This is a genomic window from Bradyrhizobium sp. ORS 111, assembly GCF_045571485.1.
Lineage (GTDB): Bacteria > Pseudomonadota > Alphaproteobacteria > Rhizobiales > Xanthobacteraceae > Bradyrhizobium.
This window is the reverse complement of record NZ_CP120701.1, coordinates 4,424,839-4,436,719: the sequence shown is the minus strand read 5'-3', so window position 1 is coordinate 4,436,719 and position 11,881 is coordinate 4,424,839. Positions and strand designations below refer to the sequence as shown.

The 11,881-nt window shown below is 64.8% G+C and carries 11 protein-coding genes; 5 read left to right on the top strand and 6 right to left on the bottom strand.

Annotated elements, in window-relative coordinates; all coding sequences use genetic code 11:
• Positions 1-38: 38 nt before the first annotated feature.
• From P6U30_RS20745 to P6U30_RS20735, 3 genes are all read left to right on the top strand, one after another.
• Positions 39-1,541, top strand: a complete 1,503-nt coding sequence (locus tag P6U30_RS20745) for a leucyl aminopeptidase (RefSeq protein WP_407164787.1) — start codon at positions 39-41, stop codon at positions 1,539-1,541.
• Between the two features lie 15 nt (positions 1,542-1,556).
• Positions 1,557-2,009, top strand: coding sequence for a DNA polymerase III subunit chi (locus P6U30_RS20740; RefSeq protein ID WP_407164786.1), 453 nt, complete (start codon positions 1,557-1,559; stop codon positions 2,007-2,009).
• A 127-nt stretch (positions 2,010-2,136) separates the two neighbouring features.
• Entirely contained in the window at positions 2,137-2,694 is a 558-nt protein-coding gene (locus tag P6U30_RS20735; protein WP_407164785.1) for a hypothetical protein, read from the top strand.
• 300 nt (positions 2,695-2,994) lie between these two features.
• On the opposite strand, the gene P6U30_RS20730 is transcribed toward P6U30_RS20735, so the two are convergent.
• The 3 genes from P6U30_RS20730 to P6U30_RS20720 form a co-directional block, all read right to left on the bottom strand.
• Positions 2,995-4,857: an ABC-F family ATP-binding cassette domain-containing protein gene (locus P6U30_RS20730; RefSeq protein WP_407164784.1), complete on the bottom strand. Its 1,863-nt coding sequence runs from the start codon at positions 4,855-4,857 to the stop codon at positions 2,995-2,997.
• 108 nt (positions 4,858-4,965) lie between these two features.
• Complete coding sequence (locus P6U30_RS20725; protein WP_407164783.1) at positions 4,966-5,142, bottom strand: hypothetical protein; 177 nt, start codon at positions 5,140-5,142, stop codon at positions 4,966-4,968.
• A gap of 205 nt (positions 5,143-5,347) precedes the next feature.
• The gene (locus P6U30_RS20720) at positions 5,348-5,611 is read right to left on the bottom strand and encodes a sulfur globule protein precursor (protein ID WP_407164782.1); all 264 of its coding nucleotides are present in this window, start codon (positions 5,609-5,611) and stop codon (positions 5,348-5,350) included.
• A gap of 339 nt (positions 5,612-5,950) precedes the next feature.
• Between P6U30_RS20720 and ndk the strand changes: the two genes are divergently transcribed.
• Positions 5,951-6,373, top strand: coding sequence for a nucleoside-diphosphate kinase (ndk, locus tag P6U30_RS20715; protein WP_407146585.1), 423 nt, complete (start codon positions 5,951-5,953; stop codon positions 6,371-6,373).
• Positions 6,374-6,485: 112 nt separating this feature from the next.
• Complete coding sequence (locus tag P6U30_RS20710) at positions 6,486-7,325, top strand: TerC family protein (protein WP_407164781.1); 840 nt, start codon at positions 6,486-6,488, stop codon at positions 7,323-7,325.
• A 13-nt stretch (positions 7,326-7,338) separates the two neighbouring features.
• On the opposite strand, the gene ppx is transcribed toward P6U30_RS20710, so the two are convergent.
• The 3 genes from ppx to P6U30_RS20695 all read right to left on the bottom strand — a co-directional run bounded on the left by ppx (position 7,339) and on the right by P6U30_RS20695 (position 11,870).
• Entirely contained in the window at positions 7,339-8,841 is a 1,503-nt protein-coding gene (ppx, locus tag P6U30_RS20705; RefSeq protein WP_407164780.1) for an exopolyphosphatase, read from the bottom strand.
• Between the two features lie 12 nt (positions 8,842-8,853).
• Entirely contained in the window at positions 8,854-11,058 is a 2,205-nt protein-coding gene (locus P6U30_RS20700; protein WP_407164779.1) for an RNA degradosome polyphosphate kinase, read from the bottom strand.
• 134 nt (positions 11,059-11,192) lie between these two features.
• Positions 11,193-11,870: a chromosomal replication initiator DnaA gene (locus tag P6U30_RS20695; RefSeq protein WP_407164778.1), complete on the bottom strand. Its 678-nt coding sequence runs from the start codon at positions 11,868-11,870 to the stop codon at positions 11,193-11,195.
• Between the last annotated feature and the right edge of the window lie 11 nt (positions 11,871-11,881).

The window sequence follows — 11,881 nt, the reverse complement described above, 5'->3', positions numbered from 1 at the left end:
CGCCCCGGCCAACACCCTGAATTCTGGAGGAATTTCCTATGTCCGACGCCGTCAAGGTCGGCTTTGTCCCATTCTCCGCGCCTGCTCGCGGCATTCTGGTCGCATTTTGCGACGGTCAGTTGAAGCTGGGGACGGCGACTCGCAAGGCGCTGGGGGCTGCCGCCGAGACGGTGAAGCGGGCTGCTGCCGCCAACCAATTCAAGGGCAAGAGCGGCGCGGTGCTGGACATCCTCGCGCCGGAAGGCCTCAAGGCCGAGCGGCTGATCGTGATCGGAGCCGGCAAGCCGTCCGAGCTCAAGGAGACGGACTTTCTCAAGTTCGGCGGTGTTGCGGCCGGCAAGCTTAACGCCGGCAGCACCGCCATGACTCTGATCGCCGAATTGCCCGAGGAGGCGATGACGGCGGATCAGGCGGCTGCGATCGCCACCGGTATTCGCCTGCGCGCCTACAAGTTCGACCGCTACAAGACCAAGAAGAAGGACGGCGAGAGCGGCGCGGTGCGGGCTGACGTCTCGATCGCCGTTGCCGACGCTGCGGCCGCGAAGAAGAGCTTTGCGCCGCGTGCATCGATCGTCGACGGCGTCCACCTGGCGCGAGAGCTCGTCAACGAGCCGCCGAATGTCCTTTATCCCGAAGAGTTCGCGCGCCGCGCCGGCCAGCTCCGCAAGCTCGGCGTCACCGTCGAGGTGCTGGACGTGAAGGCGATGACCAAGCTCGGCATGGGGGCGCTGCTCGGCGTCGCGCAGGGATCGAACCGGCCCGGCCGCACCGTGATCATGCGCTGGAACGGCGGCTGGAAGGGCGATGCGCCGGTTGCCTTCGTCGGCAAGGGCGTCTGCTTCGACACCGGCGGCATCTCCATCAAGTCGGCCGGCGGCATGGAGGACATGAAAGGCGACATGGGCGGCGCGGCCTGTGTGGTCGGGCTGATGCATGCGCTCGCGGCGCGCAAGGCACGCGTCAATGCTGTCGGCGCCATCGGTCTCGTCGAGAACATGCCCGACGGCAACGCCCAGCGCCCCGGCGACATCGTGACCTCGATGTCCGGCCAGACCATCGAGATCATCAACACCGACGCCGAGGGGCGCCTCGTGCTCGCCGACGTGCTCTGGTACGTCGCCAAGAAGTTCAAGCCGAAGTTCATGGTCGATCTCGCAACGCTGACCGGCGCGATCATGGTTGCGCTCGGCACCGATCACGCCGGCCTGTTCTCCAACAATGACGAACTTGCCGAACGCCTTGCCAAGGTCGGGCTCGAGACCGGCGAGAAAGTCTGGCGCATGCCGCTCGGCCCCGAATACGACAAGCAGATCGACTCGCAGTTCGCCGACATGAAGAACACCGGCGGGCGCAACGGCGGCTCGATCACCGCCGCACAATTCCTGCAGCGCTTCGTCGATGGCACGCCATGGGCCCACCTGGACATCGCCGGCACTGCGATGGGCGCGCCAAAGACCGAGATCAACCAGAGCTGGGGATCGGGCTACGGCGTCCGCCTGCTCGAGCGGTTGGTCGCGGACTATTATGAATCGAGGAAGTGAAGCGACTGACCAGGCATGACCGAGGTCCTGTTCTATCATCTGCAGAACATGACGCTGGAGAGCGTGTTGCCGCCGCTGCTCGAGAAGTCGCTCGAGCGCGGCTGGCGCGTGGTCGTGCAATCGACGTCGCCCGAGCGCACCGAGACGCTCGATGCGCATCTGTGGACCTACAGCGATGATTCATTTCTGCCGCACGCGACCTGGCGGGTCGGCGACGCGCAGGACCAGCCGATCATTCTGTCGATCGACGACGGCAATCCTAACCGGGCCAATGTCCGATTCCTGATCGACAACGCGGCGCTCCCGGCCGACTGCGACAGCTACGAGCGGGTGGTCCTCGTATTCAACGGCGACGACCCCGATGCGGTGGCCGCGGCGCGGGAGAGCTGGACCGCCTGCAAGGCGCGCGGCTTCGAGGTCACGTATTGGCAGGCCGATGAACGGGGGCGTTGGCAGCGGCGGCAATAGTGAGTCTAAGTAATTTAACGATAATTCGAGGTTTCGTGCGGCGAGCCACGGTCATGCCGCAAAGTGATGTTCGGACAACCCTTTGCGTGGAAGGGCGGGAGCTTTGCGGATCGTGCGGGACGGAACATTGAGTCGGAAGTCGGTGCTGGCGCTGCTTGTCCTCGCGTCGGGTCTGGCCGGCTGTTCGAGCGCGTCGGACCTGCTGTCGCGCGACGCGAACTGGTTCTCGCGTCCCGGCCGGCTGTTCATTCGCAACATCTCGATCGACGCGCCGCCCCTGACACCGGACAAGCCGGTGACCAACGACGATCTCGTCAGCGCCGACGGCGGCTGTCCAGGCATGGGACCGCCGCCCGGAGCTGCCGACGCGAACGCGCTGGCAAATGGTGGCGCCGCAGCGCCTCCGCCTGAGCAGCCGGCACGGCCCGGCAGCGTTGCACTCGGCCACACCGAGTGCGACGTGGTGCGCGGCATCGGTGCACCCGACAGCGTGAACCTCTCGAGCAGCCCGAGCGGCGATCGCGTTGCGGTCGTGACCTGGTCGCGTGGGCCGCGCGCCGGCATCTACACCTTCACGGCAGGGCGGCTGACCTCGGTCGAGCGCGGGCCGGATCCCGCGCCGGAGCCGAAGGCTGCGAAGCCAAAGAAGAAGCCGAAAAAGCAGGCGGCAACCTCGAGCGGTTGAGCCGCACCGAATCAACCAACGGAGCGCTGTGACGCTTCGTCGCAAAAGCGCGATAGCGGTCGACTCAATCTCGTCGCGCTTTGGAGCACGATGGGACTAGCTTGATCTGAAACAGCGGCGGAGGTCACCTCTCCATTGGGAGAGATCGATTTGCGCAGCAAATCGGGTGAGGGGTTACGGTCTATCGAGAGCGCAAGGCCCTCACCCGGATTGCATCTGATGATGCAATCCGACCTCGCCCCGGCGGGGAGAGGTCAACCGAAGCCGCCGTGAGTCGATTCAGCCCAATCTCGTCGCGCTTCAGCTCGTCGCCTCGTCATGTTCGGCGCTCGCTTCCAGCCACTCTTCCTCTGCGCGCTGCAGCGCGCTCTCGGCGCCGGCGCGCGCTTTGGCGAGCTGCGCTGCCTGCTTGGGATCGCGGGTGAAGATATCGGGTAGCGCGAGGGCGGTGTCGATCTTGGCGATAATGCCGGTGATACGCTCGATTTCGGCCTCCGCCTGCGCGATCCGCTGCTTCGGTGGCGTGCGCCTCTCGTTCCTGGCGCGCTCGGGCCTTGCGGCCTCCTTGATGCGCTCGCGCGAGGCCGGCCGGCCGTCATTGGCGGCAAGGACCATTTTTCGATATTCGTCGAGATCGCCGTCATACGCCGTCACGGTCTGATTGGCGACGATCCACAATCGGTCGGCGCAGGCTTCGATCAGATAGCGGTCGTGCGAGACCATCATGACGGCGCCGGAGAAATCATTGATCGCCTCCGCGAGCGCCGCGCGGCTGTCGATGTCGAGATGGTTGGTCGGCTCGTCCAGGATGATCATGTTCGGGCCGAAGAAGGTCGCGAGCCCGAGCAGCAGCCGTGCCTTTTCACCTCCGGACAGGCTCTTCACCAGCGTATCTCCCGCCTTGCCGGAAAATCCGATCGCGCCGACCCGGCCGCGCACCTTGCTCTCGGGTGCATCGGGCATCAGCCTGCGGATGTGGTCGTAGGGTGAGGCGTCGAGATTGAGCTCATCGACCTGATGCTGGGCAAAGTAGCCGATCGACAGTTTGTCCGCCCGAACGATCTTTCCCGAGAACGGCGCGAGCTTGCCCGCCAGCAGCTTGACCAGGGTCGACTTGCCGTTGCCGTTGGCGCCGAGCAGCGCAATGCGGTCGTCGGTGTCGATGCGCAGCGTCACGCGATTGAGCACAGGCTTGCCGGGCTCATAGCCGACCGAAACGTCGTCCACCGCGATGATTGGCGGCGACAGCAATTTCTCCGGCGCCGGGAACGAGATCTCGTGCACATCCTGGGTCACGAGTGCCGTGACCGGCTTCATCCGTTCCAGCATCTTGACGCGCGACTGCGCTTGGCGCGCCTTGGAGGCCTTGGCCTTGAAGCGATCGACGAAGGCCTGCAGGCGCTTGCGCTCGTCGGCCTGCCGCTTGGCATGCTTGGCGTTGAGCAATTCGCGGGCTGCGCGCTGTTCCTCGAACGAGGAATAGGTGCCCTTGTAGAGCGTCAGCTTGCCCTGATCGAGGTGCAGGATCTGGTCGACCGACGTGTCCAGCAGGTCGCGGTCGTGGCTGATCACGATCACCGTGCGCGGATAGCTGGCGAGGTGATTCTCGAGCCACAGGGTCCCCTCGAGGTCGAGATAGTTGGTTGGCTCGTCGAGCAGCAGCAGATCGGGTGCAGCGAACAGCGTTGCTGCCAGCGCGACGCGCATGCGCCAGCCGCCGGAGAATTCCGCGCAAGGCCGCGCCTGGTCAGCCGTCGAAAAGCCGAGACCGCTGAGAATCGCCGCGGCGCGGGCGGGAGCCGAATGGGCGTCGATATCGACCAGCCGCGTCTGGATTTCGGCGATTCGATGCGGGTCGTGCGCGGTCTCCGCCTCGCGCAGCAGCGCGTCGCGCTCGAGATCAGCCTTGAGCACGACGTTGATCAGGCTTTCGGGCCCGTCGGGCGCTTCCTGCGCCAAGCTGCCGATCCGCCAGCGCGGTGGAAGTGCAATGCTGCCGCTCTCGGTCGGGATGTCGCCGCGGATAGCATGAAACAGCGTCGACTTGCCGACGCCGTTACGGCCGACGAATCCGACGCGTGCGCCGGGCACGATTTGCACGGAACCGTGATCGATCAACAGCCGCCCTGCGATCCGGATCGAGATATCGGTGATGGAGAGCATGCAGCCTTGTCACCGGGCCCGCTGCCAAACGCAACCCGCTAATCGGTAAAATCTGTTCGGGTATGTCTCGGAAAACCTATTTCGGGCGCCTTGTCCGCCCAGCAATGTCTAATGATGATCGTTCTCTCGTCGGCGCAGTTCATCCAAGAGGTGTTGCAAGCGGGATGATAGCGAGGTCTCGGGACGCATGCTCTGCTGAAGCCGTTCACCCACGGCATCGCAGATGTAACGGCAGGTCTTGTGGTCGATCTGGTCGGGATCGTTGTTCGTCTGAGTCGGCGTCATGGTTTGTCTCGTGGCGAGTTCCACCTCGCAAGGTTCGAGTGGATTTCCGTGCCATAACAAGTCGTGACTCCGAATTTGGTTTCGGTAGTCCGATCCCTCTCGTGTTCGCCTTGAAGTAGAGCTTCGGGGCGATAGGTTCCCACAGGCGAAAAAAAGCCCCGGCTGCAAAGCCGGGGCGGAACCAGTCGGGGAGGGTTTGGTCAGGTCAATAGCAACGGTTGATCAGGCGCCAGCGAGGGCCCCAGGGCGTCGGCACCACGCGCCGCACGTAGCAGCCGCCATAGCCGTACCCGTAAAAGGCGGGACCACCGACAACGACGCGCGGGCCCCACCAGCCGCCGTGCCAGCCGTGCCATCCTCCGTGCCAGCCACCATGCCAGCCACCCCAGGCAGAGGCGGAGGTCGGGGCGAGCGCGGCCGCGCCCAGCGAAATCGCGGCGATTGCAGCAAGCGAGAGTTTGCGCAACATGATCGTCTCCTCGAGGTTTGGGCGCGCACCAGGCGCCCGCAGTGACATCGTTTCCCGGGACGTCCTGTGGGGCTTGCGGATAGGCCAGCAAGGCGTCCGATCGGTGAGGAGCCTAGCGAGGCGGAGCTGAACGGCAGCGGCACGGCCGCGACAGATTGGGTTCACCTTCGTGAAATCGTCGTAATTTGGCGGGGTGAGCGCCTTGCCAGAGATGGCCGGCTTGCGTTGTGAGAACACGTCAAAACTAAAGGCTAACGCGTCACAGGGTCGCTTGCCGTCACAGCATCGCGCCGATATAAGCCCCGGCAACTCTCAGCCACCCTTTGCAAGGACGAAATCATGGCGATTGAACGCACCTTTTCGATCATCAAGCCCGATGCCACCGAGCGCAACCTGACCGGTGCGGTCAACGCGGTGATCGAGAAGGCGGGCCTGCGGATCGTGGCGCAGAAGCGCATTCGCATGACCCGCGGTCAGGCCGAAACCTTCTACGCCGTCCACAAGGCGCGCCCGTTCTTTGGCGAACTGGTGGAGTTCATGACCTCCGGCCCGGTGGTCGTCCAGGTGTTGGAAGGCGAGGGCGCCATCCTTAAATATCGCGATGTGATGGGCGCGACCGATCCGTCGAAGGCCGCCGAAGGTACGATCCGCAAGCTTTACGCGAAGTCGATCGGCGAAAATTCGGTGCACGGTTCGGACGCGCCGGAAACCGCGGTGGTCGAGATCGCGCAGTTCTTCTCCGGCAACGAAATCGTCGGCTGAGGCCGATCCGAAGACGAGGGCTGCGGTCCGCCGAAGAGACCGCGCCCGACTAAACTAGGGTGCGGCGAGCGTTCGCCGCCAGGGGCGGCCGTGAGGCCGAAAAGGACGCGCTGTGGACTGGCTGTGGCAGATCTTTGATCCCGCGCATATTGGGGCGTTCTTCACCGAGTTCAAGAACGAGATGGCGACGGCGACCTTCTGGGTCGCGGTCGGCAAGATCATCTGGATCAATGTCCTGCTGTCGGGCGACAACGCGCTCGTGATCGCGCTCGCCTGCCGCGGTCTGGCGCCGCGCCAGCGCCTGTGGGGCATGATCCTCGGCGCCGCTGCCGCGGTGCTGTTGCGCGTGATCTTCACCGGCATCGTCGCAAGCCTGATGGGGCTGCCCTATCTGAAGCTGGTCGGCGGGCTGGCGCTGATCGTCATCGCGGCCAAGCTCCTGGTGCCGGAGCAGGAGGACGAGGACAGCGTGGATGCGGCCTCCCATCTGTGGGCGGCGGTGCAGATCGTCGTCGTCGCCGACATCGTGATGAGCCTCGACAACGTGATCGCGGTGGCGGCGGCCGCCAATGGCAGCGTGCCGCTGCTGGTCTTGGGGCTTGCGATCAGCGTTCCCCTGATCGTCGCCGGTGCCGCGCTGATCATGGCGCTGCTCAACAAATTGCCGATTCTGGTCTGGGCCGGTGCCGCGCTGCTCGGCTGGATCGCGGGCGATGTCATCGCGACCGATCCGGCCGTGCATCCGCAGCTCGATGCGCTGTTTGCCGGACCGCTCGGCGCCAAGCTTGATTCCTGGCTGACTTCGATCGGGATGGCGCCGCAGTTCGGCCATGGCGGCAGCGGCGGCGAGATCCTGCTCGCCGTGCTTGGCATCATCGTGGTGCTGGTCGCGGGCTCAATCTGGCGCCGGCAGGCGCTGCGCAAGGCCAAGCGTTCCGTGGAAGCAGCCTGACGGCGGCGATCGTCTACCGCCTGACGATCGAGCCAGATCGCCCGACGAGGCGCGCCAATTGCCGGAAGCGGCTGCCGACCCGGTCGGCGACCAGATCGACCATCCGATGCTCAAACACCAGCATCAGCTTGCGTCCCTCGGTCCGGAAATGCGTCGCCGGCAGCACGCCGGTGCGCGCCGCCGTGATCAGATGCGCGACGCGGAACGCCGCGCCCAGTACGCGGGCGCGCTCGTCCATCGCAGGCGTCACCAGTTCGCGGATCTGCAGCGGCGGTTCGTTTTCCTCGCTCAGCCCGGCGTAGCGATAGAACACCGAGAGCGCGACGAAGGCGCGTCCCTGATGCGTGATCGAGCCGAAATTGCCGTTCATGATCAGGCTGAGGGTTTCCTCGCCGCGATGATCCGGATGCACGCGCCAGCCGATGTCGGAGAGCAGACAGGCAACGTGACGCAGCCGGCGGTCCTCCTCGCTCTCGCGCAGTTTCACCACGCGCACCAGACGATCGGTCCAGGCGGTCAGCTCCTGAGCATGACGGGCCGAGCGTGACAGCAATTCATTGAGGTCCTGCGCGGCGCAGGCCAGACCGTCCTTGGCGCGCTCGGCCGGCGGCAGCATCTCGTACAGCAGACCCTCGCGTACGCCGAAGGTCGAGAACACGATGGTCTTCGGTTGCGCGACGCGGATGATGTATTCGAGCACCAGCGCGGCATAGGCCAGCAGCGGCCGGCGTGCGTCGGCGACGGCCTCGATATTGGCCAGCATGTTGGTGGCCGCGAGCCGCCGCAGCCGCTGCGCGAAATCGAGCGCGTCGGCCGCCGGAATCGAATAACCGTGCATCACCTTGAGGGGATAGCCGCTCTGGATGATGTGGATGCGCGCCAGCGCACGCCAGGTGCCGCCGACCGCGTAGAAGGTGCGGCCGCGGCCGGCCTTGAGCAGGGCGACGCCGAGCAACTCGTTCTTGACGATGCGCTCGGCGCGCTTGAGCGATTTGTGCGATAGGTCCTGCAGCGCGAGGCTGCCGAGCGGCAGCGTGACGCCGCTGCGCACGCGATTGCCCTTTACGTCGATCAGTTCGACCGAGCCGCCGCCGAGATCGCCGACGATGCCGTTCGGATTGTGCACGCCGGAGACGACGCCGAGCGCCGACAACTTTGCTTCGCGCGGTCCGGACAAAATCTCGATCTTCGCGCCGCAGATGCGTTCGGCCTTGGCGATGAAGTCAGGGCCATTCTTGGCATCGCGACAGGCTGCGGTGGCAATCGCATGGACGCGGCCGACTTGCTGAATCCTGCACAACGCGCGAAAGCGGCGAAGCGCGGTGAGCGCCTTGTTGACCGCATCGGTCGCGAGCAGGCCGGTGCTCTGCACCTCGCGACCGAGCCCGCACAACGCCTTCTCGTTGAAGATGGTGACGAGACTGCGCGCCATCGCCTCGTAGACCACGAGACGAACCGAGTTCGAACCGATATCGATGACAGCGACGCTGGAAGCGCGCTTCCGCGTCCGCTTCACCTTGAAGCCCCCTTATGACGATGCCTGCTGACGTTCGTTGCGACGCGTGAGCCGGCGCGGCGAAGATTCCTTGAGAGACTTACCACGGCCGGACAGACTCGGATTTGTCATGAAGTAGTCGTGCAGGTTGAATGGCTCTTCGCCTTTCGCGGCTTTCATACGCGTTGACGACCCATCCGGCAACAATTGCCAGCTTTGCTCGGTGTCCTTCAGGTTCGCGACCATGATCTGTTCGAGAACCTGCTGATGCACCGTGGGATTTTGCAGCGGACAGAGAACCTCGACACGACGGTCGAGGTTCCGCGGCATCATGTCGGCGGACGAGATATACACAGCAGCTTTTGTGCTCGGCAGGCCTTGCCCCATGCCGAAGCAGTAGATTCGGCCGTGTTCCAGGAAGCGGCCGATCACCGACTTGACGCGGATGTTCTCCGACAATCCGGGCAGACCAGGGCGCAAGCAGCAGATGCCGCGCACCACGAGCTCGATCGAGACGCCGGCCTGCGAAGCCTCATACAGCGCGTCGATGATGTCGGGGTCGACCAGCGCGTTCATCTTCATCCAGATCGCGCCGGGCCGGCCGTGACGGACATGGGCGATCTCGTCGCGGATGTGCTCGATGATGCGCTTGCGCAGCGTCAGCGGCGAAACCGCCATCTTCTCGATGTCGCTCGGCTCGGCATAGCCGGTGATGTAATTGAACACGCGCGCGACGTCGCGGCCGATGATCGGGTCGGAGGTGAAGTAGGAGAGGTCGGTGTAGATGCGCGCGGTTACGGGGTGATAGTTGCCGGTGCCGGTGTGCACATAGGTGGTGAGACTGCCGGCCTCGCGGCGCACCACCATCGACAGCTTGGCGTGCGTCTTCAGCTCGATGAAGCCGTAGACGACCTGCACGCCGGCGCGCTCCAGATCGCGCGCCCAACGGATGTTGGCTTCCTCGTCGAAGCGCGCTTTCAATTCGATCAGCGCCGTCACCGATTTGCCGGCTTCGGCGGCCTCCGCGAGCGTGCGCACGATCGGTGAGTTGTTCGAGGTGCGATAGAGTGTCTGTTTGATTGCGACGACGTCGGGGTCGCGCGCGGCCTGCTGCAGGAACTGCACCACGACGTCGAACGATTCATAGGGATGATGGACGATGAGGTCCTTCTGCCGGATCGCCGCGAAGATGTCGCCGCCGTGATCGCGCACGCGCTCGGGATGGCGCGGGACGTAGGGCGAGAATTCGAGATCGGGGCGATCGAGGCGGGTGAGCTGCGACAGCTCGTTCATCGCGAGCACGCCGTCCACCAGGAACACCTCGTCGTCCGACGCGGACAATGCGTGCTGCACGAAGCTGCGCAGCTCCTCCGGCATCTTGGCCTCGATCTCGAGCCGGATCACCGATCCGCGCCGGCGGCGCTTCAGCGCGGTCTCGAACACGCGGACCAGGTCTTCAGCTTCTTCTTCGATTTCGAGTTCGGAATCGCGAATGATCCGGAACGCGCCCTGACCCTTGACGGTGTAGCCGGGGAACAGTCGGCCGATGAACAGGCCGGTCGCTTGTTCCAGCGTGATCAGGCGGGCCGGACCACCCTCCTTGTTGGAGGGGAAGCGGATGAAGCGGTCGATCTTGCCCGGCATGCGGATCAGCGCGTTCATCGGCTTGCCGTCGGAGATCCGCGACAGTTGCAGGGCGACGGTGAAACCCAGATTCGGGATGAACGGGAACGGGTGCGCCGGATCGATGGCCAGCGGCGTCAGCAGCGGGAAGATGTTGTGGAGGAAGTGATCCTCGATCCAGGCCCGTTCCGACTTGGTGGCGTCGCGCCCGTCAACGAGCTGGATGCCGACCTCGGACAGGATGGTGCGGAGGTCGCGCCAGATCGCCTGCTGGTCGGAGGCGAGCTGCGACACGTTCTTGTTGATCACAACAAGCTGCTCGGACGGGGTGAGGCCGTCAGGGCTGCGCTCGGGGATGCCTTCACGGACCTGCGCCTTGATGCCGGCGACGCGGACCATGAAGAACTCGTCAAGGTTATTGGCCGAAATCGACAGGAATCGAACGCGCTCCAGCACGGGATGGCCCGTGTTGACCGACTCCTCGAGCACCCGGCGATTGAAATGCAGCCAGGAGAGCTCGCGATTGATGAATCGCTCGGGGCTGGTCGCAATCGCGGGGAGTGCGGCAGTATCCGGCTCTTTTTCTTTTATTTCAACGGCTTGCGGGGCGTCCATCAAGTGTCAATCCAATCCGGAGTATCGGCCCTGAGCGGTCTAGCCGAGAGCCGCACAGACCATGTGATATCGCGATGACGTTTCGATGACATTGATGTTCCGACGATTTCCGCCGTCAAGCCGGGTAGCTCCGTTCAGGCATCGCGTAACAGCTCGGCGGCCAGCGCCCGGGTGACAGGCCTGCCGAGCCGCAGCGCTTCGGTGTCCAACAGCTCGACCGCCTGCCGGACGGCGGCATAGGAGCGCTCGATCCGGGTGGTCAGGTAGCTCACGAGCTGCTCGTCCACCGTCATCTGGCGGTCGGCGCAGAATTTCACGATCAGGCCGCGGAACAGGTGATCGTCGGGTGGCAGCAGCGTCACGGTGGGCACGGCGCGAAGGCGCGAACGCAGATCGCGCAACTCGATCTCGAAGGCCGACGGCGGGACGCGGGCCGTCAGCAGCACGAAGGCATCATCCTGGCGCGCGAGATTCATCAGGTGAAACATCGCGCGCTCGTCGAAATCGGACGGCCGGAGATCGTCAACCACCAGCGCGCCGGTCGCCAGCGCACCGGGGACGGCATCCGCGGTGAGCGCATGTGCTGAGGTCGAGCGCGCTCCGGCGTGCTCGGCCCAGATCGCGGCGAGGTGGCTCTTGCCGGAGCCCTCCGGCCCGACCAGCAGCATGATGCGGTTCGGCCAGTCGGGCCAGCGATCGATCAGCGTCAGTGCGGCTTCGTTCGCCGGCCCCTCGAGGAAGTCGTCACGCGTCAGTCTTTCCTCGTGCGGCAGCGCCAGGGCCAATTGTCGAGGTTGAACGCTACCTGCCACACAAATCTCCA

Coding starts and splice junctions, on each gene's coding strand:
- ndk (WP_407146585.1), top strand. CDS start 5,951: ATGGCGATTGAACGCACCTTTTCGATCATCAAGCCCGATGCCACCGAG.
- P6U30_RS20745 (WP_407164787.1), top strand. CDS start 39: ATGTCCGACGCCGTCAAGGTCGGCTTTGTCCCATTCTCCGCGCCTGCT.
- P6U30_RS20720 (WP_407164782.1), bottom strand. CDS start 5,611: ATGTTGCGCAAACTCTCGCTTGCTGCAATCGCCGCGATTTCGCTGGGC.
- P6U30_RS20700 (WP_407164779.1), bottom strand. CDS start 11,058: ATGGACGCCCCGCAAGCCGTTGAAATAAAAGAAAAAGAGCCGGATACT.
- P6U30_RS20730 (WP_407164784.1), bottom strand. CDS start 4,857: ATGCTCTCCATCACCGATATCTCGATCCGGATCGCAGGGCGGCTGTTG.
- P6U30_RS20740 (WP_407164786.1), top strand. CDS start 1,557: ATGACCGAGGTCCTGTTCTATCATCTGCAGAACATGACGCTGGAGAGC.
- P6U30_RS20725 (WP_407164783.1), bottom strand. CDS start 5,142: ATGACGCCGACTCAGACGAACAACGATCCCGACCAGATCGACCACAAG.